Here is a 25,473-nt window from a genome sequence, read left to right on the forward strand (position 1 = left end):
CCGCCCACCCGCCCAGATCGAGGCGCTGCGGCCGACCGAGCAATCCGAGCACGCCACCCAGCACGAAAACCACCGCGGCAACGGTGTTCGCGGCCCAGGCGGTACCGCCCAGACGGCGCTGGGCGGTCTCGCCGCCCAGCCCTGCACCCCAGCTGATCCCCGCGGCCGCCATCAGCAACGCCAGTCCGACCGCGATCACCGGGCACGCTCACTTCCCGACAGCGGTACTCGGCCCAGCGCCAACAGAATGCCGTGCAGCACGCTGAACGGAGTGGCCGGCGCACCCGGCACCCACACGTCGACCGGCACCAGGTCGGCGACACCGGTCCCGCCGGTGTAGCCGCGCCCGATGAGTCCCCCGCTGATCGCGTCGCCGCCGACCGCCACCACCACCGTGGGCGCCGGCATCGCATCCAGCGTTCGGCACAGCGGCTCCACCATGCCGGTGGCCCCGATCCCGGTGACCAGCAAGACATCCGCGCTGCGCGGGCTGGCGGTGAAGAAGATGCCCAACCGGTGCAGGTCATAGACCGGGTTGGTCAATGCCTGGATCTCCCATTCGTCACTGCCGTCGGATCCAGTGTCGATATGACGCAGATGCACGGACCGGCGCAGTCGGCGCACCCGCCGGGCCAGCGCCGCACGCAGCTCGGCCAGGGCTTCGTCGCTCTCCTCGACGTCGCCGACGACCAGCGCGGAACGACTCAGGGTGGCCGTGGCCGAACCTGTTTCCCAGGAAAAGAATTCCGGCGCGACCGTGGCGCAACGTCCACACAGGATGCAACGGCCGCGGTCCAGGCGCAGTGCGGGCCGAACCGAGATCGCCGCGGTCGGGCAGGCGGCCGCAGCGGCCTCGACGTCGGCCGGCGCTGCGGCTTCGATGCGATCGGACACCCGTAGTGTCGCGGGGAATTCGTCGAAGTAGTCGTCGGCGTGCCGGGGCCAGCGGGTGGTGAGCACCCCCTCGCGCAGTCCACGAAATACCCACGGCATCTACATCGCCACCCCGGCGTAGCACAGTCCGAAACTTGCTTCGATGAAGGGAAAGTCGGTGAACACGTCGCCGCCGAACACATCGTGGAACAGCAGCATGTTGTGCAGAGATGCGGTTCGGGCGAAGCACCGCCCGATCACACCGTCCCGCACCTCGAGCCCGTAGAGCACCTCCCCCTGCGGCGCCTCCGCCCAACCCAGGGCGAAACCGTCGGGCACCGCTGTCGGGACCGTGGCAATCGGCTCGGCCGCGGCCTCCAGCCGATCGCAGGCGCGCCGAATCAAGCCGGCGGCGGCATCGATTTCGGCCCACCGCACCCGCAGCCGAGCCAGCACGTCGCCGTGATGCTCGACCTGCGCAACCACCGGCAGCTCGGTGTAGCCGTCATAGCTGCGTCGTCGTGCGTCGTCGTCGCAGCCTGACCCGCGACCCACCGGCCCCACCGCACCGTGGGAAGCGGCCAGCGCGGGATCCAGCCGCCCGGTGCCGCGGAGCCGATCGAGAAACGACGCGTCGACCATCAACGCATCACGATCGCCACGCATTCGGTGCAGGATCTCCGCCAGCCGGTCCGATACCGTCATCGGGGCCAGTCTCGGCTCGGCCGCGATCCCCCCGACGCTGATCACCGAACGCCCGAACCTGTTGCCGCACAGCGCGGAGACCAGCCGCATCACGCGTTCCTTGTGCCAACCGAATCGAGCCAGCGGTACGGCCAGGCCCGCGGCGTCGCACAGCCGCACCACGATGTCGAGGTGGTTGGCGATACGTTCCAGTTCGGCGTGGATCAGCCGGACCAGCTGGGCCCGCCGTGGAACGCTGACTTCGGCCAGTGCCTCGGCGGCGTGCGCGAACGCCAGCGCGTGGGCAACCGACGCGATCCCCTCCACCCGTTCTGCGACCAGGACCCCGTCTTGGACCGGCAACGTCTCGAACCGCTTCGCAATGCCGCGATGCTTGTAGTGCGGGCGGATGTTGAGATGCGGGATATCTTCGCCGGGCGTCTCGATGAGGAACTCGATCGACTCGAAGACCCCCGAACGGACCGGGCCCAACGGCAACGTGAACACGCCGCCGCCGCCCACGTCGACCGGTCCGTGTTGTTCGGTGGCGCTGGAGTGAATGTGGCGATCCAGCACGGTGAGGTCGACGTGCCCCGGCCGTGGAGTCGGCTGGCCGGGTTCGCGGGCCAACAGCAGCGGGTCCAATCGCGGATGCCCGATCGGAACCACACCGGACAGGTCGTGCAGGGCCCGCTCATACCAGAATGCGGCCGGCACCTCGGGTGTCAGTGACCGGTACGACAACGCACCGGGCCCGGACTCCAACCGCGTCCGCAGGCAGCCGACCACCGGCCCCCCGACCACCAGGGCGTGCAGCAGCACGGTGTCGCCGCTATGACTGGCGTACACCCCGGCGAACCGGTCACCGGAGCCGACCCGGGCGCTGACCTCCGCGTTCCAGCGATCCAGTGGCAGATCGATGACCGTGGTCGTCGCCGCGGCGGTCACCGGGCACCCGCCAGAAGTTGGTCGGCCCCATGGTTCAACAGCTCGACCAGGTCCGACGGCGGCGCCACACCCAGCACCAGCAGCGCCAGCACCCCCGCCACCACGGGTATCACCATCCAGCCGCTGGGCTCGCCACGCTCCGGTGGCGTCATTTCACCGATATTGGGGCGGAACAGGATTCGCGTCGTCGACAGCGCCAGCCCGAGGAATGCCAGGGTGATCAGACAAACCAGCGCGGCAGCGGCGACATACCTGGTATTCGCGAAGCCTCCGTACACGATCTGGAACTCACTGCGGAACAACCCGAACGGTGGCATACCGGACAGTGCCAGGATGGCGACCAGAAACAACGGGCCCGACCAGGGCAGCACCGCGATGCCATCGGCCATTCGGGTGAGTTCCTTGGTGCCGAACTTGCGCACCAGCACACCGGCACCCATGAAGGCATTGCCCTTGGCAGCGGCGTGGGCCAACACGTGTAACAGCGCCCCGGACAAGGCGATCGGCGCACCGAAGCCGACACCGATCGCCAGAATGCCCATGTGCTCCACACTCGAATAGGCCAGCAGTCGTTTGATATCGCGCTGTTCGAGCAGGTACAGGGCGGCCAGGAGCAACGACAGCACCCCGAAGACCAGCAGTACCGTCTGCGGGAATCGCGGCCCAAGCGCGGCAATGCCGATCTGGTAGTAGCGCAGGATCGCGTAGAAACTCACGGCCAGTAGCGATCCCGACAGCAGTGCGGACACCGGGGTCGGGGCTTCGGCATGCGCGTCGGGAAGCCAGGTGTGTACCGGGAACAGGCCGACCTTGGTCCCGAAGCCCACGACCGCCAGCACGAAGGCCAGCCGGACCGGTGTCGGCGGCAGCTGACCGGCGGCGTCGATCAACGGGTCGAAGGCAAGGTCGTAGTACTGGCCCACCACCTGGGCACCCGCGTAATACATGAAAATGGTGGCCAGCAACGCGATCCCCAACCCGGATGACGCGATCAGCACGTACTTCCATGCCGCCTCGGTGGCACCCTCGGTGTTGTCCAGGGCGACCAGCAGCGCGGAGACCACCGTGGTGATCTCGATCGCGATCCACAACAGAGCTAACCCGTTGACCAGCGGTGCACAGATCATCGACCAGGCGAATGCATTGAGCGCCAGATAGAACCGGGCGCTGTGACGGGCGAACATCAGCTGTTCCTGCCGACCTTCGGCGCGGGCGGCGCGCTCCTCGTCGGCAAGGTAGCCAATGGAATAGATCCCCACCGCGGCGTACAGGAAGCAGGTTGCCAGCAGGAAGATCACCGACAGCGCGTCGGCGCGCAGATAGCGCAGCGCGGTCACCGTGTGGTCTGCGGCGGCCGGTACCAGTGCCGCGGCCAGTGCGAAGGTGAGCACGCCGGTCAGGGCGGTGACCGCCGCGGCGACGTGGTGCGTGGCGCGCGAACACACCAGCGTGGCGATCAGCGGCAGGAGGACCAGCAGCACCATCAGCATCGGCATCGGCTCACCCCCGAAGCCGATCGAGCGTGATGGTCGACAGTGAGCGGGTGCGCCGGTGGTGGGTGCGCATCAGCACTCCGAACACCACGACGGCGACCAGCAGGTCAAACAGGAACGCGACCTCCAGGATGAGCGGCATCCCGGCTGCCACCACCAAGCTGGCCACCGACACCCCGTTTTCCAGGGAGAAGAATCCGATGGCCTGGCTGACGACGTCACGCCGCACGATCATCAGGATGAATGCGACCAGCACCACGGCTACCGACAGGCTCAGCGCCGCGGAGGGCAGGACGTCGGAATGAATACCGAGCACGCCGACGGCAAAGAAGCCGAACGCCGACACGGCGATCGAGATCAGCACCTCGTTGGCCACCCCGAGAGCACCGCTGCCCGCGATTTCCTCGCTGGCTTCGCGCAGCAGCCGCAACACCACCAGCGGCACCACAATCACTTTGAGTAACAGCGAAAGAACCGCCAACACGTACAGTTCGGGAACATGGTGGCCGAAGGCCACCACTGCCGCCAGTGCGCTGACGGCCAGCGACTGCCCGGCGTACAGGCGCACTTGTGCGCGTAACAGCGCCGCCCGCAGCATCCCGAACTCCAGCAGCAGCACGATCAGCGCCACCGTATTCGCGACGCTGTCGAAGACGCTGGGAACTATGGGGTTTGGCTGAAATCCCATCAGCCGCCCCCGAGATAGAGCGAGAACACCGCCAACACGATCAGCAGCAATGCGGCCGAGACGAATTCGGTGATCTTGAACAGCCGTAGCTTGGCGTAGCTGTTGTCCAGGACGGCGACCACACATCCGAGCACGGCGACCTTACCCAGCACAGCCGGAATCGCGGCCAGAACCGCGATCGCCGAGGTGTCGGACGCCAGGCCCCACGGTGCGACGAAGGCATTGATCAAGATGACGTACAGCACCAACTGCTTGGCGGCTGAACCCCAATGCAACAAGGCCAGGTCGGGACCGGAGTACTCAAATGCCCGACCGGTCTCGATCATTCCGAATTCGATGGTGCCGGTATGGGTTTCGACTGGGATACGGGCGGTGTCGTAGATGATCACCATGAACAGCGCCGCCGAGGCCAACAGATGAGCCGGCCGGACAATCTGGTCGGGACCGCTGCGGACTGTCGCGCCGATGGCGTATGGCAGGTCGGTGGAGGTGATCAACGCCACCGTGAAGAACACCAGCAGCATGACGGGTTCGGTGATCGCCGCGAACGTCTTGGCTCGGCTGGATGCCAGCTGGGCGTAACTGTCGCCGGTCTCGGCTGCGGCGGCTGCCACCAGAAAGCTGGCGAACGCGAGAATCAGTCCGCCACCGAGGATGTCGCCCATATATCCCAGCGGCAACGGATAGCTGGTGAGTACCGGAATCAACATCGGAACGGTGAGATAGCACGCAAGAGCGATGACCGGTGCCAGCCGGAAAATCGGCCCGGCGCCGGTAGGGGCCAGCGTTTCCTTGCCGAACAGCTTGAACAGATCGAAGTAGGGCTGCGCGATACGCGGACCGCGGCGTCCTTGAAGCCGGGCTTCGAACCACGCGATGAAACCGCTCAGCCCGGGCGCTCCCCCAGCCACGGTGAGCACTTGCAGTCCCTGGATGACGGGCAACGGCAGGCCCGTCATCTGCGGACCTGAGCGGGCCGGAAAAGGACACACGCCACCTGCGACTCCCTCGTTCGCAGGGGCCATCAGCCGTGTGGCGGTTCGGAAGTCAAAGCTTCCGGGCGGGACCCATCGCCGAGCTCAAGTTAACCAATCACGGTTCTGTTTGGTCAAGCAGAACATGCGCCCGGTGTCGACGGTGTGCAGCTGAGTCGGTGATATCCCAGCATCGTCAGGTTGACCACCACCATGTTGTTGTCAATAGGTTCGGCGTTCTTGCCCAGACCGTCGATCACGGTCCGGTACCGGCCACCGTCGAGCAGCGCTTGGTAGCGGTGATGAAAGTGACCGTGCCACAGCCGCGCTGGCTGGACTGCGTCGACGATGGCGCGCAACAGCGCCCGGTGCTCCTCGGACCGTTCCAACTCAGCGGCGGGGAAACCGAGCCGGTCCCGCGCCGCACCTGGGACGGTGATCCCGGCGGGGCAGTCGTGGCAGAACATGGCGTCGGCGTGGCCCTGCGCCACGATCGCGCACGCCTGCTGGGTCGTGATGGACTCCTGCGCCCACCATGATCTGCCGGGGATCCGAAGGCAGCGGTCGATGGAGTAGGCGCCGCCGACCGCCAGGCACCGAGTCGTTCCCCAGTGCCATCGGAATCCGCGCGGCAGGTGTACCACCCGCGCGCGCAGGTGACGCAGGCCGTCGTCGGCGACTGGCCAGCTGTACAACCGCTCGAAATTCTCGTGGTTGCCGTCTACGAACCCCAACACCATGTCGTGTAGGAGTAGCTCCTCATCGAGTGCGTCGAGATACTCGTCGGTGCAGTTGTAGCCGAAGTCACCGAGCTGAATCAGCACATCGGCGTCCCGCTGGGCGGCATGTTCGATAGCCGCCACCGCGTAATGGATGTCGGCGTGCCAGTCCCCCGCGATCGCGATCCGGTCCGGCGGATCCAGGAAGCTGGGCGTGACGGGAGGGGTGTTCTGGGGCTGGAATTTCATGATGGTCGGCTCCTGGGTCCGGCCCACGATCCGGGCCGCTCGCGCAGACCGAATCGTCGGCTTGGTCAATTCCCAGGGACCGTTGTCAATCGCTGAACGGCGACTGCGGCGTGGCAAGCCCCTCCGCCTACTTACCCACGACGCTACGTCTGCGCGCCGTGACAGGTCAACACTTTGACGGTGGCGATTGGTCGCGCGTATCGCTTAAGCTGGGGACGCGCGATGGATCTCCGCCGGGGCACTTGAGTGCCCAAACCGCCGTTCTGGCTGATGGTTCCTGCCCGGACCGGACGCGAGGAGGTCGCGGTGGCCACGACGACACGGGTATATCTGGCACGGCACGGTCGTACCGCATTCAATGCCAACGGACAATTGCGCGGACTCAGCGATCCGCCTCTCGATGAAGTCGGGCTGGCCGAAGCTGCCCGGCTGGCCGGCCAGCTCGCCAGCCGGCATCCCTCGATAGTGATCTCCAGCCCGTTGCAGCGGGCCGTCGCCACGGCGCAGGCCATCGGCGCCGCAGCGGGGATCCCGGTGCAGATCGACCACCGGCTCAACGACCGCGACTATGGGCCGCAAACCGGCCTGATCCGGGCCGACGTGGAACGCCAGTACGGCAGTGTCGATGCGGCGCCGGGTGTGGAACCTGTTGCGGCCCTGGCCGAGCGGGCTCGACAAGGCTTCTTCGAGCTGGTGGCCGAACTGGGGCCAGACCCCGTCGTCATGGTGTCCCACGACGCGTTCAACCAAGCCCTGCTCAAGCAGCTCGACCCGGCGCTGGATCACGTCGAGCAACAGACCGCGTGCTGGAATCAGCTCAGCCTGGTCGACGGCGCCTGGCGGGTGGACGCCTACAACCGCATCACCGACAGCTGAGCTCAGGTGACGGGGAACCAAGCCCTGACGATGCGGGCGATCTCGATATAGAGCGGGATTCCGATGGTGACGTTGTAGGAGAACGTCAGGCCCAACGACGCCGCCAACGGCAGGGTGGGACTCGCCTCGGGGATCGCCAGCCGCTGGACCGCGGGCACGGCGATGTAGGAGGCCGCGGCGCACAACACGGCGAACAGAACGTAGGTTCCCGGCTTGAATTCGGTATGGGTGAGGTGCGCGTAACTGTGGGCGACCGTGATGCCGATCGTCGCGAACAGATTCGGGGCAACGAGACCGAAGATGATGAAGCCGGGCCCAGCCGACTTGAGGTCGACCAGCCGGCGGGAAGCGGTCATGCCCATCTCGAGCAGGAATAGGCAGAGCACGCCTTGGAACGCCGCGACAAAGACTACGTCGTTGTCGTGCAAGACCTTCTCGCCCTGCAGTCCACTGATGAGACCGATGACGATGCCCCCGATCAGCAGTACCAGACCCGGGTTGAGGAAGACTTCTCGGAGGAGCTCTCGTGACATGAAAGGCGCCTTCGTCTCGGTCGCGATGCGGACGCCGGGTTCGGAGACCGGTGGGGTGTAGCCCGACTCACCCGGCATCAAGCCCGCCGCGTCCATCCCGCGGTAGCGCAGGCGGGAAACCAGGTACAGCGCCACCAGGCAGCCCGGGATCTCCATGACCGCCAACATGACCGGCATGTACGCGTCGAACGCCATGCCGATACTGGTCAGGACGGCCACGCAGGTCGCGAACGTTCCCGCAGAGTCGGACCCGTAATAGCCGGCGACGGTTGCCTTGTCGATTCGCCGCATGCTGGTCAGGTAGTTCAGCAAGACGTACGCGAGGGTGCCGATCGCGAAGTTCAAGACGAAGCCCAGGAGCATGAATCCGGCAATGTTGCCGATACTGGATGCCTGGATCGCGGCGAGCTCCTCCCCGCCGTGCCAGCCGATGGCCAGCAGCAGATACATCGTCAACCCTTGGTAGATGACGAGTGGAAACTCGAACTCGATCTTCAGTATCGGAATCAGGAATCCGAGGTAGAAGAACAGCAGCAGCGGTTTGAACAGGTTGTGCGTGAAGTTCTGCCAGAACTCGTACAGCATCTAACTTCTCCTTCGGTTCGCACGGCGACCAGAACAGTGACGGCCCGGGGTGGGAACGGTGGCCGATACGGCCGTCGACGCGATGGCGAGGGCGGCTCTGCCGCAAAGGAGATCGGTCAAAAGAGCAAGTGCGTTTCGCTGGATCTGTGGATACGTGGCGACTTTCATGGCGAACTCCTACCAGACGCGACGTGCGCCGTGTCGGTCACGACACACCGGGTAGGAGCCATCAGCGCCGGCCGATCAAAAGACCGGGGATCAGCGCGTTAAGCGAGCTCCATCGCTTACTGCATTCTGGGCAAAGAATACACAGCGACCCGCCCCGTGAACACACCTTCGGCAGACTTCTCTCCCTGGACGCGACGGTCGTCCGGAGTATCATCCAGGCAGGCGATGGAGCTCGCCTTTAACCGCCGCACCGGCTGATGGCTTCTACCAGGGCAACACCCATGGGTAGAAGGGCGGGTGCGATCGATGACGACGTTCAACAGCATCCTGTTCCCACACGACACGGCGATCCGGGGCGACGGCCCGGCAGCGCCCGGTTGCTGCGCCGATCTGCACCTGGACCAAGTGTTCGACGCGGTCGTCGCCGACGCTGACGCTTCGGTGCGGAACTTTTTCTATACACCGCTGCATGACGTCGCGGACGTCGCCTACCGTCACGATGTCTTTCGTGATCTTGAACGGTCCGAAATACGCTGTTCGGTAAACAATTTCGTAGACACCATGCGCACGGTGCGAGACCGGATCCACCAATCCGAGAATCTGTACCATCCCCTGCAGCAACACGGCTGGTTCGTCTATGCGGTCGAAACCTATTGCAGTGCAGTGCGGAATCTGGCAGCAGACCTCCCGAAGACCCCGCCGACCTCGATCGGACTGCGTGGATTCGCCGAGTACATTGCGCGATACGTCAACACCGGCGCGTTCCAGACACTCGAGCGCGAGGCGCAGGCCGTCCAGGAGGAACTTCACCGCGTGAGATATCTTGTCCACATCGACGGCCTGCGAGTGCATGTTGAGAAGTATTCCGGTCAAAGCGATTACAGCGCAGACATCGCAGGTACCTTCGAGCGGTTCGCGGCCGAATCAATCAAGGACTATCACGTTCGTCTGCCGACGTTCCCCGACATGGATCACGTAGAAGAGCAAGTCCTGGAATGTGTCGCGAAACTGTATCCCGAGTCGTTCGCCCGGCTTCGCGACTTCTACACCGGCCATGCGGGCTTCGTCGAGCCGGTGATCGCGCGGTTCGCGCGTGAAATTCACTTCTATCTCTGCTATCTCGGCGTTGTTCGTCGACTTGTGGAGGCGGAGCTGACGTTCAACTACCCGCGGGTCACCACCGAACCCGGCGTGGTGTCGGTCGAGCACGCCTTCGACCTGGCATTGGCGGTGAAGGCGCTGGACGACAAAACGAGCATTGTGCGCAACAGTTTTCACCTGTCAGGTCCGGAACGGATTTTCGTCGTCACCGGCCCCAATCAGGGCGGCAAGACCACCTTCGCCAGGACCATCGGACAATGCGCCTACCTGGCGGCGCTGGGTTGTCCGATACCCGGCACCCGCGCCGCGTTGACCCTCCCCGACGAGGTCTACACCCACTTCGAACGGCAGGAAAGCCTGACGACGCTGCACGGCAAACTCGACGACGAACTGGTGCGCATCCACGACATCCTGTCGCGCGCAACCGCCGCGAGCCTGGTGATCATGAACGAGAGCTTCGCCTCCACCACCGTCAACGACGCGTTGCTGATCGGTGCCGAGGTACTGCGGCGCATCATCGATCTGGGATGCGTGACGGTCTACGTCACCTTCCTCGACGAACTGGCCGGCTTCGACCCCGCCTGCGTGAGCATGGTCGGCGAGGTCGCCGCGGACGACCCGACGCAGCGCACATTCCGGTTCACCCGCCGCCCCGCCGACGGACGGGCTTACGCCGCCGCGTTGGCCCGCAAGTACGGGCTCAACCACGACGTTCTACTGCAAAGGATCGCGCGATGAAAGTCAGGCTGCTGGACCCCGACCGCGATTTCGACATGGCGCCCCGGCTGCCGTGGCACCTATCCGAGTTGATCGAAGAGGATTTGGAGTTGCGCCGGCTGTACCGGGCCATGGCGGACGGCGACGCGTTCCTCCTCGATATCGCGGGCAAAGTGCTGCCGTCGACCGTGTCGAACCCCGAAGTCATCCGGTATCGGCAGCAGATTCTGGCCGATTGTCTGGCTAATCATGCTGTCGTGCAAGAGATCTACGACCTTGCCGTCGGCGGGGTCGAGGTACGGCGCAAGGTGTTTCTGGGCGGGATGCTGTTACGCGATCCCGAAGCCGTCCTGCGCCGCTCGGTCCGGATCCTGGAATACCTGGGCAATAGCCTGAGGCAGTTGCGCGGGTTGGCGGACCAGCATGCCGATAAGTTTCGTTCGGTGGGGTTTCGGCGCCTGCTGGCGGCAGTCGGCAAGCAGCTGTCCGACGACTATCTCCGGGTGCTGGACGAGCAACTGTCCGAATTGCATCTGCCACGCGGGGTGTTGCTCTCCGCTCGGCTTGGGTTGGGCAACAAGGGCGAACAGCACGTGCTGCACCAGCCGCCGCGGCGCACCTGGCGCGACAAACTGGCCGGAGGGCACAGCGGGTGTGGCTTCGTGGTGGATGAGCGCGATGAGGCCGGCGCTCAGGCCCTCACGGAATTGGCGGGACGCGCCGTGAACGACATCGCCAACACCGTCGCGCAGTCCGCCGAGCATGTCGAGCGATTCTTCGGCCGGTTGCGCACCGAATTGGCGTTTTATCTGGGGTGCTCGAACCTGCATGCCCTGCTCGTCCACTCGGGCGTGCCGACCTGCTTTCCGGTCCCGGCCCCCGTCGATGAACAACGCCTGAGCTGCCACGGCCTACGCGACCTCGGTCTGTGCCTGGCCGCCGGTCGTGACGTCACGGGCAACGACATCGACGCGGACGGTAGGTCATTGATCATGGTGACCGGCGCCAACGAAGGCGGAAAGTCGACGTTTCTGCGCAGCGTGGGCGTCGCTCAGCTGATGATGCAGGCCGGGATGTTCGTCACCGCGGAGTCGTTCTGCGCCAATGTCCGCGATGGCGTCTTCACCCATTTCAAGCGGGAGGAAGACGCCACCATGGCGCACGGCAAGCTCGACGAGGAGCTGGCCCGGATGAGCGAGATCGCCGAGTACATCGGGGCGAACTCACTGCTGTTGTGTAACGAATCGTTTGCCTCCACCAATGAACGCGAGGGATCGCAGATCGCCCGGGATATCGTGGGCGCCCTGCGCGAGACCGGTGTCAAAGTGGTGTTCGTGACCCACCTCTACGACCTGGCCCACGGCCTGTACGCGATCGGCGATCCGACCAGCTTGTTCCTTCGCGCCGAGCGCCGCTCCGACGGTGTGCGTACCTTCCGGCTTCGGCCCGGCGAGCCCGAACCCACCAGCTACGGCGAAGACTCGTTCCGGCGGGTTTTCGGACTCTCCGCACCCAACGACACGGAACCGGTTCAGCCGGCGTGTGCGCCCGGTGCGCGAACGATCAACGGCACGCCGGGAAAGTAGGCCGCCATCTCGGCACGCGCACGGCGCAACGCGGCGGTGCCGTAGCCCTTCTTGCGGTGTTCGGGATGGATCCAGATCCGCACGTTCACCTCGCCGTGGTTGAGGTCGCCGAAGACCATCCCCACCTTCTGCCCACCGTCGATGGCGACGAACAGGGCCGCGTCCTCGTCCTCGACGCGCGCCAGCGCCGAGCTGATCTCGTCGCCGATGTCGTCGGCGGGTCGGCCGGTCCCGTCGGCGCTGGCGCCGACGTCCGCTGTCCGATCCGCCAAAATGTCTCGGTCCTGTTCACCGGAGAACACCCGAAGCGCCAACGTCTCGCCGGAACTGGCGGGCCGGTCACCGAGGGTGAAGGTCAGCTCGTTGTTCAAGTCGTTGAGCTCATCGGCGATCTTGTCGCGCGACGCCTTGGTGAGCTGATCGAGCGACATTCCGATCACCGCTTCGCAGCCCAGCGGCGAGACGCCGAGCAGGTCCGCGATCGCCTGTACCGCCGAGGAACGGTCGTCGGAATCGACGATCACGTCGAGCACCTCGTGGCGGCGTTCCATGGCCTTGAGCAGGGCATCTGTGATTTCACGGCGGGAGACGGCACGGTCGACAGCGGTCATAGCTGTCAGCCTAGACCGAAGCGGCCCGCACCGGTGCGGTGTTTATTCGGGCAGCCGCAGCTCGGGCTTCTCGACCTCTTCGATGTTGACGTCTTTGAAGGTGACCACCCGCACCTGCTTGACGAATCGGGCCGGGCGGTACATGTCCCACACCCAGGCATCGGCCAACCGAAGCTCGAAATACACCTCACCGTCGGCGTTGCGTGGCACCATCTCCACGCTGTTGGCCAGGTAGAAGCGCCGTTCGGTCTCCACGACGTAACTGAACTGCCCCACGATGTCCTTGTATTCGCGGTACAGCGAGAGTTCCATCTCGGTTTCGTACTTCTCGAGATCTTCGGCACTCATCTGCTCAGCCGTCCTTCTGCTCGGTTCGTCGACCCCATTGTCCCCGCAACCGGGGCGGCCGCGGCAGCCATCGCCACGCTGCGCACGTTGATAAACGAGAAGCGATGCTGGCTGCACGGCCCCAAGGCGGCCAGGGCCGCGGTGTGTGCCGCGGTGCAGTAACCCTTGTGCACCGCGAAGCCATAGCCGGGGTGATCGGCGTCCAGGGTCGCCATGTAGCGGTCCCGACTGACCTTGGCCAGCACGCTCGCCGCGGCGATACACGCCGCCGCCCCGTCGCCGCCGATCACCGGAAGCGAGGGCATCGGCAGTCCCGGCACCCGGAACCCGTCGGAGAGCACATATCCCGGCCGCAGCGCCAAACCCGCCACCGCACGCCGCATGCCCTCGATGTTGGCTGCGTGCACCCCGCGTACATCAACGTCGGCGGGCTCGATGAACACCACGTGGTAGGCCAGTGCGTGCCGGCGGATCACCGGGAACAGCTCCTCGCGGGCCTTCTCGGTGAGCTTCTTGGAGTCGTCGAGCGCAGCCAGAGCCGCGGGTTTGCCCGGTCCGAGCACACAGGCGGCCACCACCAGTGGTCCGGCACAGGCGCCGCGACCGACCTCGTCGACGCCGGCGACCGGTCCGAGCCCGCTGCGGTACAGCGCCGACTCCAGAGTGCGCAGCCCCGGTGAGCGACGGATCACCGTGCGCGGCGGCCAGACCGGGGCCATCGCCTAAGGCCCCTGCTCGGCCATCTTCTGGGGATTTACCGATTTTACCGGTCCCCAGCGCGACGGCGGCCATGCGATGAACCTGGTCTTGCCGATCACGTTGGCCACCGGCACCGTGCCGGCATCCACGTCGTCTCCGGTGCACAGGATTCGGTGCTGCAGGTCCGGCTGGACCTGCACGGAGTCGCAGTGCGCGCGCGAGTCCGACGAATGGGTGCGGTTGTCACCCATCACCCACAGCCGCCCCTGCGGCACGGTCACCGGACCGAACTCGTTGCCGAGGCAGGGATAGACCATCGGGTCGACCATCAGGGTGGCCGGGTTCAGGTAGGGCTCGTGCAGCGGCTTGCCGTCGACGGTCAGGCCGGTGTCGTTACGGCACTGAACCGTCTGACCGCCTACCGCGATGACCCGCTTGACCAAGTCGTTCTCGTCGGGAGGAACGAACCCGATGAACGACAGGGCGTTTTGCACCCAGCGCACCGGTGTGTTGGTCGACCGGATCGACTTGTAGCCCACATTCCACGACGGGGGGCCGCGGAAGACGACGACATCGCCGGGCTGCGGTGCGCCGAACCGGTAAGTGACCTTGTCCACCATGATCCGGTCGCCGACACAGCCGTGGCAGCCGTGCAACGTCGGCTCCATCGACTCCGACGGAATCAGGTACGGACGTGCCACGAACGTCAGCATCAGGTAGTAGAGCACCAGTGCGATCGCGATCAGCACGGCCGACTCGCGCAGCGTGGTGTGCTTGCCGTCCTCGGCTGTCTCGGCCGTCTCGGCTGCCTCGGGGGAACTCTCGGGTGACGAGCCCGTGGTTTCGGTCACGAGATCAGGGTAATGACCGCGTCAGCGGTACCGGGGACCGACCGGATAAAGCCCAGCGCGGGCAAGGTCAGCGCTTTTCCTTGATCTTGGCCTTCTTGCCGCGCAGCTCACGCAGGTAGTACAGCTTGGCGCGCCGAACGTCGCCGCGGACCACGACATCGATGTGGTCGACGTTGGGCGAGTGCACCGGGAAGGTCCGCTCCACGCCGACGCCGTAGCTCTCCTTGCGGACGGTGAACGTCTCGCGAACGCCGCCGCCCTGGCGGCGGATGACCACACCCTTGAACACCTGGATGCGCTCCTTGGAGCCCTCGATCACCTTCACGTGCACGTTGACCGTGTCGCCGGGGGCGAAGGCCGGGATGTCGTCGCGCAGCGACGCCTTGTCGACGATGTCCAGCGTGTTCATTGCGGAAACACTTCCTCGCGGGTCGCGGCTGCGGGCCAACCGGCACGCGTTGTGAGCGTGCAGACGGCTACCGAGCCGATGGGTTCGGGCATGTTGTCGCGCTGCGCGGTGACCGGGACGCCAGGACCCCGCTGCAATATCAACTGCCGGGCGACAACTGCTCAATTGTGCCAGACGCAGCGCAACCAGTGAAATCGCGCAAATCGCCGCTGGTCGTTCCACGCCGGACGCCGCCGCCATGATAAGTCTGGAAGCGACCGAACTGCGCAATCCGTAGGTCCACGCGGTAACCTATCCGGCGGGCCGATGGCAGCAGTGTGGCGAGCCCGTAACCCCATGTCGGTGCAATTACGCGACTGATACCTGTTGAGGAGGCCACCCGCCGTGCGGCCATCGATGCTTCTGCTGACCATCGTCATGGTGATCTCGACGGTGGTATTCGGCTGCGACGAGAAGGTCTACGGCGCTGCTGCCACCGCACGGCCGGCGCAATACCGCACCCCCGAGGTGACGCCGGTGGCCACGGCGATCGAGGCTCCCCGGGCGCCGGCGATTCAGCCGGCCGCAGTGGTCGACGGGCTCGCGGCGCGCATGCAGGAAGCCACCGATGAGGCCGCCAAGGTCGGTGCCAACATTTCGGTCGCCGTGCTGGACCGGATCTCGCACCAGCTGATCACCAACGGCAACACCCGGCCGATCGCCACCGCCTCGGTGGCCAAGCTGTTCATCGCCGACGACCTGTTGCTTCGCCAAGCCGACGGCAGCCTGTCGGCCGACGACCGGGCTGCGCTGGATTCCATGCTGCGCGCGTCTGACGACGGGGCGGCCGAAACGTTCTGGAACCAGAACGGCCGCAATGCGATCATCACTCGGGTCGCCGGCCGCTACGGCCTGGCCGGCACCTCGCCGCCGTCGAACGGTGCCTGGTGGAACACCATCAGCACCGCACCGGACCTGGCGCGCTACTACGACATGTTGCTCAACGGCTCCGGCGGTCTGCCGCCGGCCCAGGCCAGCGTCATCCTCAACAACCTCGCGCTGTCCACCCCGAGCGGCCTCGACGGCTACCCGCAGCGATTCGGGATCCCGGAGGGCTTGTACGACGAGCCGGTGGCGGTGAAGCAGGGCTGGATGTGCTGCATCGGCAACAACTGGATGCACCTGTCGACCGGTGTGATCGGGGCAGATCGTCGCTACATCGTCGTGATCGAGTCGCTGCAGCCCAGCGACGACGCCACCGCTCGCACCACCATCACCGAGGCCGTCAAGACCATCTTCCCCGGCGGGCGGGTCTAGTCCAGCAGATCCGGGCGGCGTTCGCGGGTCCGCTCGAGCGCAGCCTCGTGCCGCCAGGCGTTGATCCGGGCGTGGTCACCGGAGAGCAGCACCTCGGGCACATCCAGGCCGCGCCAGCTCGGCGGCCGGGTGTAGCTCGGCCCCTCCAGCAGCCCGTCGCGGTCCGGGGAATGCGAATCGTCCCGTTGCGACGCCGGATTACCGAGCACACCGGGCATGAGCCGCAGCACCGCCTCCAGCATCACCAGGACGGCGGGCTCGCCACCGGCCAACACATAGTCACCGATCGACACCTCTTCGACCCGCATCCGCCGCGCGGCGTCGTCAGCCACCCGCTGGTCGATGCCCTCATAACGGCCGCAGGCGAACACCAGGTGCTCCTCGAGGCTCCAGCGCTGCGCGGTGGCCTGGTCGAACAGGGTTCCCGCCGGGGTCGGGACGATCAGAACGGTCCGCTCCGAACAGATTTCGTCCAGCGCTTCACCCCAGACCGGCGCCTTCATGACCATTCCGGGACCGCCGCCGTAGGGCGAGTCGTCGACCGAGCGGTGCACATCGTGGGTCCAGCGCCGTAGGTCGTGGACCTCGAACTCGACCATCCCGGATTCGATCGCCTTGCCGGGCAGTGACTGACGGATCGGAGCCAGGTAGTCGGGAAAGATCGTGACGACATCGATTCTCATGCCGCGTTTTACCCGTCCAGCTCCAGCAGCCCGTCGGGAGGTTCGATCACCACGGTGCCCTCGGCCAGCGACACCGACGGCACGAACGCGGCGACGAACGGCACCAACAGTTCCCGGCCGTCGGTCCGCTTGATCGCGAGCAGCTCCCCGGCGGCGGTGTGCAGCACCTCGGTCACGGCGCCGATCTCCTCCCCCGCCACCGTGCGCACCTGCAGACCCTCGAGTTGATGGTCGTAATAGGTGTCGGGCTCGGTGATCGGCGGCAGTTCTGCGGAATCGACGACGAAAACGCTACCGCGTAATGCGTCGGCACCGTCGCGGTCATCCACTCCGGCTAACCGCACCAACAGGCGCGCACCGTGCGGGCGGGCACCCTCGACGACGTAGTCGCGTTGCGGCGCACCGGATTTACGGGCGTGCAGCGTGGCACCCGGTGCGAACCGGAGTTCGGGATCGTCGGTACGGACATCGACGACGAGCTCGCCGCTGATGCCGTGGGCTTTGACCACGCGCCCGACCGTCAGCTCCATGAGCCGGCCGACTACCGGTCGGTGTCCACCACGTCCACGCGGATGCCGCGTCCGCCGATACCGGCGACGAGGGTGCGCAACGCAGTGGCGGTGCGACCGCCGCGGCCGATCACCTTGCCCAGGTCGTCGGGGTGCACGTGCACCTCGACGGTGCGGCCACGGCGGTTGGTCACCATGTCGACCCGTACGTCATCGGGGTTGTCGACGATGCCGCGCACCAAGTGCTCGACAGCGTCTGCCACCACGGCACTCATGCCGCGATCAGCTCTCGGTGGCCGGCTCGGCGGCCTCAGCAGCGGGCGCTTCAGCAGCGGCGTCCTCGGCGGCCTTCTCGTCGGCGACTTCTTCCTTGGCCGCCTGCTCAGTCTTTTTTGCCGGCGCCTTCTTCTTCTTGGCGGTGGTGGCTTCGGTGGTCGGACCGCCCTCGGCCGCGGCCAGCGCGGCGTTGAAAAGCTCCAGCTTGCTCGGCTTGGCGGGCTTGACCTTCAGCCGGCCCTCGGCGCCGGGCAGGCCCTTGAACTTCTGCCAGTCACCGGTGATCTTCAGCAGCTTGAGGACCGGCTCGGTGGGCTGGGCGCCGACCGACAGCCAGTACTGGGCCCGCTCCGAGTCGATCTCGATCAGGCTCGGCTCTTCCTTCGGGTGGTAGCGGCCGATGACCTCGATCGAGCGGCCGTCCCGGCGGGTGCGCGCGTCAGCAACCGCGATGCGGTACTGCGGATTGCGGATCTTGCCGAGCCGGGTGAGCTTGATCTTGACAGCCATGAATTACTCCTGGGGTAGCACGCTGCAATTCAGCGACGGGGGCGGGTTTGCCCCCATCCGGTTTTGCCTCGCATGTTGCGCCGTGGGACCGCACGCCCTCAAAGGGCACAGTCACGCGGCGGACAGCCGCCCATTGTGCCAGAACGGGGCCGGTCAGCTGAAATCGCCTCAGGGCAGCTTCTCGAAGCACTTGATCTCACAGCGCCGGCTGATCCGCCAGCCGTCGACGGTGCGGACGAACTCGTCGTCGTACCACAGGCCCAGCAGCATGGTGGCCGGCTTGTCCCCGCCGAACACCATCGGGTTGAAACAGAAGGTGCGCGCGGTGGCGGTGTCGCCGTCCACCCGGATCGACGGCAGCCCCAGCATGTGGGCGTAACCCGCGAAATTCGGCAGCACCTCCGCCAGCCACGCCTTGACCTCCGGGAAGCGCCCGTCGATACCGCCCATCGCGCGGTAGTCGATGTACGCATCGCCGGTGAACACCGCGTCGAGGCCGTCGAAGTTGTGGGTGTCGATCGCGGTGGAGTAGTCGACCAGCAGCTGCTGGATCTGCCACTGATCGGAGATCTCCTGTTGGCTGAGCATTCCTCGATTCAACACTGGAGCGGTAAGGGGCGGTAGGGTAAGCCGCCATGCGGAAAACCTTGGCCGCAATCGCGGCTCTCGCGACCATGCTCGCCTCCCCCGCCCTGACTGCCCACGCCGATGCAGCCCAGCCCCTCGGCTCGGCACCGATCCCAGCAGGGCCGGCGCCCAACTGGCTGATCGCCGACTTGGACTCCGGGCAGATCCTCGCCGAGCAGAACGGCTACGCCGCGACTCCGCCGGCCAGCACCATCAAGGTGCTGCTGGCGCTGGTGGTGCTCGACGAGCTGAACCTTGACGACGCCGTGGTCGCCACCCCGGCCGACACCCAGGTGGAGTGCAACTGTGTCGGGGTCAAGGCCGGCCACAGCTACACCGCACGGGACCTGCTGGAGGGCCTGCTGCTGGTGTCGGGCAATGACGCCGCCAACGCGCTGGCGGACATGCTGGGCGGGCCCGAGGCGGCGGTCGCGAAGATGAACGCCAAGGCGAGTGAGGTCGGCGCGACCGACACTCACGCCAGCACGCCGTCCGGGCTGGACGGTCCGGGTGGCCCCGGCACGACCACCCCGCACGACCTGGCGGCCATCTTCCGGGCGGCGATGGCCAACCCGGTGTTCGCCGAAATCACCGCGCAGCCGGCGGCGACGTTCCCCACCGATTCCGGCGAGCGTCCGATCGTGAACATGAACGAGCTGCTGGCCCGCTACCCGGGGGCGTTCGGCGGCAAGACCGGCTTTACCGACGCCGCCCGCAAGACCTACGTCGGCGGGGCAGCCCGCGACGGCCGGCGGCTGGTGGTCGCGATGATGTACGGGCTCATCCGCGAAGGCGGCCCGAACTACTGGGATCAGGCGAGCGCTCTGCTGGATTGGGGCTTCGCGCAGGGCCCGACGTCGGGCGTCGGCAGCCTGTAACCGCAGCTAGTACACCCGGCCGCGCAGCATCACCAGGTCGGGACGCCCCAGCACCTCGGGGCCGCTGCGCGGGTCGTCGGCGAAACACACCAGGTCGGCTGGAGCGCCGTGCTCCAGCACCGGTGCGCCCAACCAGCGCCGGGCATCCCAGCAGGCCGCGCCCAACGCCTCGGTCCGGCTGAGGCCCACCCCGGACAGGGCGTCGACCTCGTCGGCGATGCGGCCGTGGGCCACCATGCCACCGGCATCGGTGCCCGCATAGATCGGCACGCCGGCTTCCCGAGCAGCACCGATCCGCGACCGACACGAGGCGTGCAACGCGCGCATGTGCGCGGCGTAGGTCGGGTACTTGGCCGCCGACTCGGCAATCCCCGGGAAGTTGTCGATGTTGATCAGCGTCGGCACCAGGGCCGTGCCATTGGCCAGCATCAGCTCGATGATGTCGTCGGTGATGCCGGTGCCGTGCTCGATGCAGTCGATACCGGCATTGATCAGACCGGGCAGTGCGTCCTCGCCGAAGACGTGCGCGGTAACCCGGGCGCCGTTGGCGTGCGCGGCGTCGATGGCCGACTTCAACACCTCATCGGACCACAGCGGCGCCAGGTCACCGATGCCCCGGTCGATCCAGTCCCCCACCAGCTTCACCCAGCCGTCGCCGCGGCGGGCTTGGGCCGCAACGGCTTCCGGCAGTTGCGTCTCGTCGTCGACGTCGATCGGCAGTCCGGGGATGTAGCGTTTGGTGCGGGCCAGGTGCTGTCCGGCGCGGATGATGCGCGGCAGGTCAGCATGGTCGTCGAATGCGCGGGTGTCGACCGGTGAGCCCGCGTCACGGATCAGCAGGACACCGGCGTGGCGTTCGGTCTCGGCCTGGCGCACCGCCTCGTCGACGTCGACCGGACCGCCGGGCCCGATTCCCACGTGGCAGTGCGCGTCGACCAGGCCCGGGATGATCCAACCATCGGAGAAGACGGTCTCAGCGCCGTCGACCGGCTCGAGGCTGATGGCGCCGTCAACGATCCAGTAGTCGACGGGCTGTTCATCGGGCAGCCCGCGGCCGCAGACGTGGAGCGTCAAATTACTTCTGGCCCGGGAAGTTCAGCTTGGACAGGTCGAAGTCAGCCAGGCCGGGGGGCAGCTCGTTGAGGCCTTCGGGCATCTGCGACAGGTCGGGGAAACCGGCAGGCATGCCAGGACCACCGGGACCGAACAGGCCCCGCACCTTCGGCGGGGTGGGGCCGCGGCCCTTGCCCTTCTTACCGGCTTTGCCCTTGGCTTTGCGGCTGGAGCTCTTGCGTCCCAGCCCGGGCAGGCCCAGGCCGCCCATCATCGACGACATCATCTTGCGGGCCTCGAAGAACCGGTCGACGAGCTGGTTGACCTCCGAGACGCTGACACCCGAGCCGTTGGCGATGCGCAGCCGCCGGGAGGCGTTGATGATCTTCGGGTCAGCCCGCTCGGCCGGCGTCATGCCGCGGATGATGGCCTGCAGGCGGTCCAGCTGGCTGTCGTCGACGGCGGCCAGCGCGTCCTTCATCTGGCCGGCTCCGGGCAGCATGCCCAGCAGGTTGCCGATCGGGCCCATTTTGCGGATCGCCAGCATCTGCTCGAGGAAGTCCTCCAGGGTGAGCTCGCCGGAGCCGATCTTGGCGGCTGCTTCTTCGGCCTTGCGGGCGTCGAAGACCTGCTCGGCCTGTTCGATCAGGCTGAGCACGTCGCCCATGCCGAGGATGCGGCTGGCCATCCGGTCGGGGTGGAAGACGTCGAAGTCTTCCAGCTTCTCACCGGTGGACGCGAACAGAATGGGCACGCCGGTGACTTCCCGCACCGACAGGGCCGCACCGCCGCGGGCGTCGCCGTCGAGCTTGGTGAGCACCACTCCGGTGAAGCCCACGCCTTCGCGGAACGCGTCGGCGGTGGTGACCGCGTCTTGGCCGATCATGGCGTCCAGGACGAACAGCACCTCGTCGGGCTGCACGGCGTCGCGGATCGCGGCGGCCTGGGCCATCATCTCCTCGTCGATGCCGAGGCGCCCGGCGGTGTCGACGACGACGACGTCGAAGTGCTTGGCCTTGGCTTCGGCCAGGCCGGCGGCGGCCACGGCGACCGGGTCACCGGGCGCGCCGGTGTCACCGGCGACCGAGGTGCCCGGGTGCGGGGCGAACACCGTGACCCCGGCGCGCTCCCCGACGACCTGTAGCTGGTTGACGGCGCCCGGACGCTGCAGGTCGCAGGCCACCAGCAGCGGGGTATGCCCCTGACCGCGCAGCCAGGTGGCCAGTTTGCCGGCGAGTGTGGTCTTTCCCGCGCCCTGCAGGCCGGCCAGCATGATGACCGTCGGCGGGGTCTTGGCAAACGCCAGCTGCCGGGTCTGTCCGCCGAGGATGCCGATGAGCTCTTCGTTGACGATCTTGACGACCTGCTGAGCCGGGTTGAGCGCACCGGAGACCTCGGCGCCCTTGGCGCGGTCCTTGATCCGGCCGATGAATGCGCGCACCACCGGCAACGACACGTCGGCTTCCAGCAGGGCCAGCCGGATCTCCCGGGCGGTGGCGTCGATATCGGCGTCGGTGAGACGGCCCTTGCTGCGCAGGCCCTGCAGGGCCCCGGTCAACCGGTCGGAGAGCGATTCAAACACGCCGCCAGCCTATAGCGCGGGTGGCGGGCCAAGGCGACATCGGGCGGCCCGACCGGACAGCCGGCCGCCACCGCAAACGCTATTCGTGCGAGTCGAATTGTAACCGCGACGTTAGATAAATTGCACAGTTAATGCCGCAATTCTCATCCGTTAAACGGCTGTTTCAGAGCTTTCACAACCCGTCGATTTCCGTTAAGGATTAGCGCTCTGCCGCTAAGAAACCGTTACCGATCGACTTAGCCTCTCCAATTCCTGCAATGCTTCACAGCATCGATGACCGGCCCGTCGGACCATCCCATTCTGGTCCGGCTTCCTGCGAGGAGGATGCATGTCCTTTGTGAAAACGCTCCCCGAATCAATGACGCACGCCGCGGGTCAACTCGCAGGTATCGGCGAAGCGCTGTCCGCCGAGAGCAGCGCGGCGGCGATCCCGACTACGGTGATCGCGCCGGCCGGCACCGACCCGGTCTCTGCGCTGCAGGCCGCCGTGTTCGCGACCTACGGAAGCCTCTACCAGTCGATCAGCGAGCAGGCGGCAGCCGTACACCAGCAGCTGGTGCAGGTCCTCGGGCAGAACGCCGGGGCCTATTCCACCGCCGAGGCGACCAACCAGGCGACGTCCTCGATGGACTCCGGACTCCAGTGGTTCCTGACCAACATCCTCGGCGTCCCGTCCAGCGGCAGTACTTCACTGCTGTCCAGCAACCTCGGCAACATCGCCAACATCGGGACGGGTAACTGGGCCTCGGCCGGCTCAGCACTGCTCGGCTTGGCCGGTGGTGGCCTGCTCGACTTCCCCGAAGAGATCGCCGCCGAAGGAGCCGCCGGTCTCGTGGGCTACGAGGCGCCCATGGTGGGCGCACCGATGGCCGGCATCGGCGCGATGCCCGTGGCAGCCGGCATGGCCCAGGCCACCACAGTCGGGGCTTTGTCCGCGCCGCCGACCTGGGCTGCCGAGGCCTCGGCAGCCACGACCGCCGCCCCAGCCCGGTTGGCGGCTGCGACCGCGGGCATGGCTACCCCGCACGCGGTTCCCGGTATGGCGGCCGTGCCGGCCGCTATGGGTGCAGCGGCAGCCGGCGACCGGGGCGTCGGGCGGTTCGGTGCGCCGCGCTATGGGGTCAAACACACCGTCATGCCCAAGCCGACCGCCGTTTAGCAACCTGCCCCCGACGAGAATGGGATTACGCAAATGCCTTTTGATTTTGGAGCGCTACCCCCGGAGATCGTTTCGGCGTGGATGTACAGCGGCGCCGGGTCCGGTCCGCTGATGTCGGCCGCCTCGGCGTGGAGCAGTCTTGCCGCCGAGCTGGAATCTGCAGCGGCGTCCGCCCAGTTGGTGGTTTCCGAGCTGGCCGGCGGAGACTGGACGGGCCCGGCCTCAGCGGCGATGACCAGCGCCGTCACCCCGTATCTGACGTGGTTGCACACCACCTCGGCAGCCGCCCACCAGGCCAGCTCGCAGGCGATGGCCTCGGCAGGAGCATTCGAGGCCGCCCGCGCGGCCGTGGTGTCGCCAGCGATCATCGCCGCCAACCGGGCCCAGCTGGCGGCCCTGGTTGCGTCGAATTTCCTGGGCGTGAACACGCCGGCGATCCTGGCCACCGAAGCCCACTACATGGAGATGTGGGCCCAGGACACCTTGGCCATGTTCGGCTACAGCACCGCGTCGTCCAGCGCCGCTGCGCTGACCCCGATGTCTCCGGCGCCTCAGACCACCAACCCGGTGGGCGCAGCCGTCGCCACCGCCGGCAGTGCTACCGGCGGGCTCCAGCAGGAGCTGACTCAATCACTTTCCTCGTTGCAGGGCGCGCTGCAGGCGGCTGCGTCGCCCCTGTCAGCCACGGCGTCGATGCCGGACCTGGGGACTGCATTTGACCTGTTTCTCGGGACCCCACTGTTCGGCAATGCCATCAACGGCGGTGTGAACACCGCAGCCTGGTTTGTGTGCACCGCCATCCCGACTGCGGTGTCGCTGGGCCACACGCTGGCCCTCGCGGGACCGGCAAGCCTGGCGTCCGATGTCACCGGGGTCGACGGCCTTGCGGCCGGACTGGGCTCGGGCGTCTTGGCGGGCATGACCCAACCGGTCGGCGCGGTGGCTGCAGCCGGGACGCCGGTGCTGGCGGGCCTGGGGCAGGCATCCACGATGGGCGGCATGTCGGTACCGGCCGGCTGGTCGGCCGCGGCAGGCACGCAACTCGCCGCATCGACGGGTTCCGGCTGGACGGTCGCCGCCGAAGAGACCGCGCAGATGCACGCCGCGCCGGCCGGAATGGCGCCGGTGGGCGCAGGCGGCCGCGGCGGTCTCGGGTCAGGTGGCCCGCGTTACGGCTTCAAACCTACGGTGATGCCAAAACAGGTGCTGGTGTAAAGCCGGGGGCGCCCTCTTGATCGCCGGCAACGGCGGGAGCATCGCTGGCGACGACGGGAGCGCCGTCAAGGCGCGCTTCAGGAGGGTGCACCGCATGCCTGCGCCGGTCACCGGGGCAGGTGCGGCCCCGGATGCAGCCACAGTTGAGGCCGATAATGCAGACCTGGGGGCTGAGGGAGGTCACACCCGGCACGGGAGCCACCCCGCCAATAGGGACAGGCGCTGCCTGCGCGATGCCGGCCGTGCCGGCTCCGGTGAACCCGACCGCCAGGGCGACGCCCGTAGTTCCCAACAATGCGGCGGTCATCCTGGCGAAGTGTCTCATCGCAATCCCTATGTTTCGTCCGTGTTTCACCCCCTTCACACAAGGTAGTTCCCGTTCCTGGCATCCATCTGAAACTTCCTGACATCTATCTGAGTCTCCACAGCTCTCCGCCCCGGGGCGCGGGGGCGGTCGTGCGGTAAGCCGGCTGCCCCGGGCTTACGACGGCGATGCCGATAATCGAGGCCCAATTTCGGTGGCCGCCCGCCCATCTATATCGTCTGACGTCCTAAATTCTGCGAAAAACCAAT

The 25,473-nt window shown here is 66.7% G+C and carries 27 protein-coding genes and 3 riboswitches; of the genes, 7 read left to right on the forward strand and 20 right to left on the reverse strand.

What is annotated here, in order from left to right:
* From ABW16_RS11185 to ABW16_RS11215, 7 genes are all read right to left on the reverse strand, one after another.
* Window positions 1-199, reverse strand: a 199-nt coding sequence (locus ABW16_RS11185) for a hypothetical protein (RefSeq protein WP_047319261.1), incomplete at its 3' end; no start/stop codon positions are given.
* Window positions 196-993: an NADH-quinone oxidoreductase subunit B family protein gene (locus ABW16_RS11190; RefSeq protein WP_047319262.1), complete on the reverse strand. Its 798-nt coding sequence runs from the start codon at window positions 991-993 to the stop codon at window positions 196-198. The genes ABW16_RS11185 and ABW16_RS11190, both read right to left, overlap by 4 nt.
* Window positions 994-2,505, reverse strand: coding sequence for a hydrogenase large subunit (locus ABW16_RS11195; protein WP_082134067.1), 1,512 nt, complete (start codon window positions 2,503-2,505; stop codon window positions 994-996). It abuts the gene before it with no gap.
* Window positions 2,502-4,001, reverse strand: a complete 1,500-nt coding sequence (locus tag ABW16_RS11200; RefSeq protein ID WP_047319263.1) for a proton-conducting transporter transmembrane domain-containing protein — start codon at window positions 3,999-4,001, stop codon at window positions 2,502-2,504. Before ABW16_RS11200 ends, ABW16_RS11195 begins: the two co-directional genes overlap by 4 nt.
* A 4-nt stretch (window positions 4,002-4,005) precedes the next feature.
* Window positions 4,006-4,686, reverse strand: coding sequence for a hydrogenase (locus ABW16_RS11205; protein WP_047319264.1), 681 nt, complete (start codon window positions 4,684-4,686; stop codon window positions 4,006-4,008).
* Window positions 4,686-5,645: a respiratory chain complex I subunit 1 family protein gene (locus tag ABW16_RS11210; protein ID WP_047319265.1), complete on the reverse strand. Its 960-nt coding sequence runs from the start codon at window positions 5,643-5,645 to the stop codon at window positions 4,686-4,688. The genes ABW16_RS11205 and ABW16_RS11210 overlap by 1 nt, the downstream gene beginning before the upstream one ends.
* A gap of 49 nt (window positions 5,646-5,694) precedes the next feature.
* Window positions 5,695-5,770, reverse strand: a riboswitch (Fluoride riboswitch).
* 24 nt (window positions 5,771-5,794) lie between these two features.
* Window positions 5,795-6,628 (reverse strand): metallophosphoesterase family protein, encoded by an 834-nt coding sequence (locus ABW16_RS11215; RefSeq protein ID WP_047319402.1) that lies wholly within the window; start codon window positions 6,626-6,628, stop codon window positions 5,795-5,797.
* 209 nt (window positions 6,629-6,837) lie between these two features.
* Window positions 6,838-6,915: riboswitch (Fluoride riboswitch) on the forward strand.
* A 19-nt stretch (window positions 6,916-6,934) separates the two neighbouring features.
* Here ABW16_RS11215 and ABW16_RS11220 point away from each other — a divergent pair.
* Complete coding sequence (locus ABW16_RS11220; RefSeq protein WP_047319403.1) at window positions 6,935-7,504, forward strand: histidine phosphatase family protein; 570 nt, start codon at window positions 6,935-6,937, stop codon at window positions 7,502-7,504.
* A 2-nt stretch (window positions 7,505-7,506) separates the two neighbouring features.
* On the opposite strand, the gene ABW16_RS11225 is transcribed toward ABW16_RS11220, so the two are convergent.
* Entirely contained in the window at window positions 7,507-8,622 is a 1,116-nt protein-coding gene (locus tag ABW16_RS11225; protein WP_047319266.1) for a sodium-dependent bicarbonate transport family permease, read from the reverse strand.
* A gap of 380 nt (window positions 8,623-9,002) precedes the next feature.
* Window positions 9,003-9,064: riboswitch (Fluoride riboswitch) on the forward strand.
* Between the two features lie 32 nt (window positions 9,065-9,096).
* Here ABW16_RS11225 and ABW16_RS11230 point away from each other — a divergent pair.
* Both ABW16_RS11230 and ABW16_RS11235 read left to right on the forward strand, forming a co-directional pair.
* A complete protein-coding gene (locus ABW16_RS11230; protein ID WP_047319267.1) occupies window positions 9,097-10,629 on the forward strand; it encodes a MutS-related protein in 1,533 nt (510 codons plus the stop codon).
* On the forward strand, window positions 10,626-12,194 hold the full coding sequence (locus ABW16_RS11235; protein WP_047319268.1) for a MutS-related protein: 1,569 nt from the start codon (window positions 10,626-10,628) through the stop codon (window positions 12,192-12,194). The genes ABW16_RS11230 and ABW16_RS11235 overlap by 4 nt, the downstream gene beginning before the upstream one ends.
* On the opposite strand, the gene ABW16_RS11240 is transcribed toward ABW16_RS11235, so the two are convergent.
* From ABW16_RS11240 to rplS, 5 genes are all read right to left on the reverse strand, one after another.
* Window positions 12,140-12,805, reverse strand: a complete 666-nt coding sequence (locus ABW16_RS11240) for a GNAT family N-acetyltransferase (protein ID WP_047319269.1) — start codon at window positions 12,803-12,805, stop codon at window positions 12,140-12,142. The two genes, ABW16_RS11235 and ABW16_RS11240, sit on opposite strands and share 55 nt — an antisense overlap.
* Window positions 12,806-12,847: 42 nt before the next feature.
* Complete coding sequence (locus ABW16_RS11245) at window positions 12,848-13,153, reverse strand: DUF2469 domain-containing protein (protein ID WP_012393608.1); 306 nt, start codon at window positions 13,151-13,153, stop codon at window positions 12,848-12,850.
* The gene (locus tag ABW16_RS11250; protein ID WP_082134068.1) at window positions 13,150-13,872 is read right to left on the reverse strand and encodes a ribonuclease HII; all 723 of its coding nucleotides are present in this window, start codon (window positions 13,870-13,872) and stop codon (window positions 13,150-13,152) included. The genes ABW16_RS11245 and ABW16_RS11250 overlap by 4 nt, the downstream gene beginning before the upstream one ends.
* 3 nt (window positions 13,873-13,875) lie before the next feature.
* Window positions 13,876-14,703 (reverse strand): signal peptidase I, encoded by an 828-nt coding sequence (gene lepB / locus ABW16_RS11255; RefSeq protein ID WP_047319270.1) that lies wholly within the window; start codon window positions 14,701-14,703, stop codon window positions 13,876-13,878.
* A gap of 67 nt (window positions 14,704-14,770) precedes the next feature.
* Window positions 14,771-15,112: a 50S ribosomal protein L19 gene (gene rplS / locus ABW16_RS11260; RefSeq protein ID WP_024443224.1), complete on the reverse strand. Its 342-nt coding sequence runs from the start codon at window positions 15,110-15,112 to the stop codon at window positions 14,771-14,773.
* Window positions 15,113-15,508: 396 nt separating this feature from the next.
* Between rplS and ABW16_RS11265 the strand changes: the two genes are divergently transcribed.
* Window positions 15,509-16,408, forward strand: coding sequence for a serine hydrolase (locus ABW16_RS11265; protein ID WP_047319404.1), 900 nt, complete (start codon window positions 15,509-15,511; stop codon window positions 16,406-16,408).
* Here ABW16_RS11265 and trmD read toward each other — a convergent pair.
* The 5 genes from trmD to ABW16_RS11290 all read right to left on the reverse strand — a co-directional run bounded on the left by trmD (window position 16,405) and on the right by ABW16_RS11290 (window position 18,974).
* Window positions 16,405-17,091 (reverse strand): tRNA (guanosine(37)-N1)-methyltransferase TrmD, encoded by a 687-nt coding sequence (gene trmD / locus ABW16_RS11270; RefSeq protein WP_047319271.1) that lies wholly within the window; start codon window positions 17,089-17,091, stop codon window positions 16,405-16,407. The two genes, ABW16_RS11265 and trmD, sit on opposite strands and share 4 nt — an antisense overlap.
* A gap of 8 nt (window positions 17,092-17,099) precedes the next feature.
* A complete protein-coding gene (rimM, locus tag ABW16_RS11275) occupies window positions 17,100-17,621 on the reverse strand; it encodes a ribosome maturation factor RimM (protein WP_047319272.1) in 522 nt (173 codons plus the stop codon).
* A gap of 11 nt (window positions 17,622-17,632) precedes the next feature.
* The gene (locus ABW16_RS11280) at window positions 17,633-17,875 is read right to left on the reverse strand and encodes an RNA-binding protein (protein WP_019736217.1); all 243 of its coding nucleotides are present in this window, start codon (window positions 17,873-17,875) and stop codon (window positions 17,633-17,635) included.
* A gap of 7 nt (window positions 17,876-17,882) precedes the next feature.
* The gene (gene rpsP, locus ABW16_RS11285) at window positions 17,883-18,386 is read right to left on the reverse strand and encodes a 30S ribosomal protein S16 (protein ID WP_047319273.1); all 504 of its coding nucleotides are present in this window, start codon (window positions 18,384-18,386) and stop codon (window positions 17,883-17,885) included.
* 168 nt (window positions 18,387-18,554) lie between these two features.
* Window positions 18,555-18,974 carry a nuclear transport factor 2 family protein gene (locus tag ABW16_RS11290; RefSeq protein WP_047319274.1) on the reverse strand — a complete coding sequence of 140 codons (420 nt, stop codon included), beginning with the start codon at window positions 18,972-18,974 and terminating at the stop codon, window positions 18,555-18,557.
* A 47-nt stretch (window positions 18,975-19,021) separates the two neighbouring features.
* On the opposite strand from ABW16_RS11290, the gene ABW16_RS11295 reads away from it, so the two are divergent.
* A complete protein-coding gene (locus ABW16_RS11295; RefSeq protein WP_047319275.1) occupies window positions 19,022-19,891 on the forward strand; it encodes a D-alanyl-D-alanine carboxypeptidase family protein in 870 nt (289 codons plus the stop codon).
* A gap of 6 nt (window positions 19,892-19,897) precedes the next feature.
* Here the strand turns inward: ABW16_RS11295 and ABW16_RS11300 are convergent, their stop codons facing one another.
* Complete coding sequence (locus ABW16_RS11300; protein ID WP_047319276.1) at window positions 19,898-20,965, reverse strand: amidohydrolase family protein; 1,068 nt, start codon at window positions 20,963-20,965, stop codon at window positions 19,898-19,900.
* Window position 20,966: 1 nt separating this feature from the next.
* Entirely contained in the window at window positions 20,967-22,526 is a 1,560-nt protein-coding gene (gene ffh, locus ABW16_RS11305; protein WP_047319277.1) for a signal recognition particle protein, read from the reverse strand.
* A gap of 328 nt (window positions 22,527-22,854) precedes the next feature.
* Between ffh and ABW16_RS11310 the strand changes: the two genes are divergently transcribed.
* Window positions 22,855-23,685: a PE family protein gene (locus tag ABW16_RS11310; RefSeq protein WP_047319278.1), complete on the forward strand. Its 831-nt coding sequence runs from the start codon at window positions 22,855-22,857 to the stop codon at window positions 23,683-23,685.
* Window positions 23,686-23,718: 33 nt separating this feature from the next.
* Window positions 23,719-24,900 (forward strand): PPE family protein, encoded by a 1,182-nt coding sequence (locus ABW16_RS11315; protein ID WP_052956858.1) that lies wholly within the window; start codon window positions 23,719-23,721, stop codon window positions 24,898-24,900.
* The last annotated feature ends 573 nt before the right edge of the window (window positions 24,901-25,473 follow it).

It is taken from the genome of Mycolicibacter heraklionensis, assembly GCF_001021505.1.
Lineage (GTDB): Bacteria > Actinomycetota > Actinomycetes > Mycobacteriales > Mycobacteriaceae > Mycobacterium > Mycobacterium heraklionense.

Bases quoted from the DNA above. Each gene is read 5' to 3' on its own strand.
- ABW16_RS11190 (WP_047319262.1), bottom strand. From the start codon at position 993: ATGCCGTGGGTATTTCGTGGACTGCGCGAGGGGGTGCTCACCACCCGC.
- ABW16_RS11200 (WP_047319263.1), bottom strand. From the start codon at position 4,001: ATGCCGATGCTGATGGTGCTGCTGGTCCTCCTGCCGCTGATCGCCACG.
- ABW16_RS11205 (WP_047319264.1), bottom strand. From the start codon at position 4,686: ATGGGATTTCAGCCAAACCCCATAGTTCCCAGCGTCTTCGACAGCGTC.
- ABW16_RS11210 (WP_047319265.1), bottom strand. From the start codon at position 5,645: ATGACGGGCCTGCCGTTGCCCGTCATCCAGGGACTGCAAGTGCTCACC.
- ABW16_RS11215 (WP_047319402.1), bottom strand. From the start codon at position 6,628: ATGAAATTCCAGCCCCAGAACACCCCTCCCGTCACGCCCAGCTTCCTG.
- ABW16_RS11225 (WP_047319266.1), bottom strand. From the start codon at position 8,622: ATGCTGTACGAGTTCTGGCAGAACTTCACGCACAACCTGTTCAAACCG.
- ABW16_RS11230 (WP_047319267.1), top strand. From the start codon at position 9,097: ATGACGACGTTCAACAGCATCCTGTTCCCACACGACACGGCGATCCGG.
- ABW16_RS11235 (WP_047319268.1), top strand. From the start codon at position 10,626: ATGAAAGTCAGGCTGCTGGACCCCGACCGCGATTTCGACATGGCGCCC.
- ABW16_RS11240 (WP_047319269.1), bottom strand. From the start codon at position 12,805: ATGACCGCTGTCGACCGTGCCGTCTCCCGCCGTGAAATCACAGATGCC.
- ABW16_RS11245 (WP_012393608.1), bottom strand. From the start codon at position 13,153: ATGAGTGCCGAAGATCTCGAGAAGTACGAAACCGAGATGGAACTCTCG.
- ABW16_RS11250 (WP_082134068.1), bottom strand. From the start codon at position 13,872: ATGGCCCCGGTCTGGCCGCCGCGCACGGTGATCCGTCGCTCACCGGGG.
- rplS (WP_024443224.1), bottom strand. From the start codon at position 15,112: ATGAACACGCTGGACATCGTCGACAAGGCGTCGCTGCGCGACGACATC.
- ABW16_RS11265 (WP_047319404.1), top strand. From the start codon at position 15,509: ATGCTTCTGCTGACCATCGTCATGGTGATCTCGACGGTGGTATTCGGC.
- trmD (WP_047319271.1), bottom strand. From the start codon at position 17,091: ATGAGAATCGATGTCGTCACGATCTTTCCCGACTACCTGGCTCCGATC.
- rimM (WP_047319272.1), bottom strand. From the start codon at position 17,621: ATGGAGCTGACGGTCGGGCGCGTGGTCAAAGCCCACGGCATCAGCGGC.
- ABW16_RS11280 (WP_019736217.1), bottom strand. From the start codon at position 17,875: ATGAGTGCCGTGGTGGCAGACGCTGTCGAGCACTTGGTGCGCGGCATC.
- rpsP (WP_047319273.1), bottom strand. From the start codon at position 18,386: ATGGCTGTCAAGATCAAGCTCACCCGGCTCGGCAAGATCCGCAATCCG.
- ABW16_RS11290 (WP_047319274.1), bottom strand. From the start codon at position 18,974: ATGCTCAGCCAACAGGAGATCTCCGATCAGTGGCAGATCCAGCAGCTG.
- ABW16_RS11295 (WP_047319275.1), top strand. From the start codon at position 19,022: ATGCGGAAAACCTTGGCCGCAATCGCGGCTCTCGCGACCATGCTCGCC.
- ABW16_RS11310 (WP_047319278.1), top strand. From the start codon at position 22,855: ATGTCCTTTGTGAAAACGCTCCCCGAATCAATGACGCACGCCGCGGGT.
- ABW16_RS11315 (WP_052956858.1), top strand. From the start codon at position 23,719: ATGCCTTTTGATTTTGGAGCGCTACCCCCGGAGATCGTTTCGGCGTGG.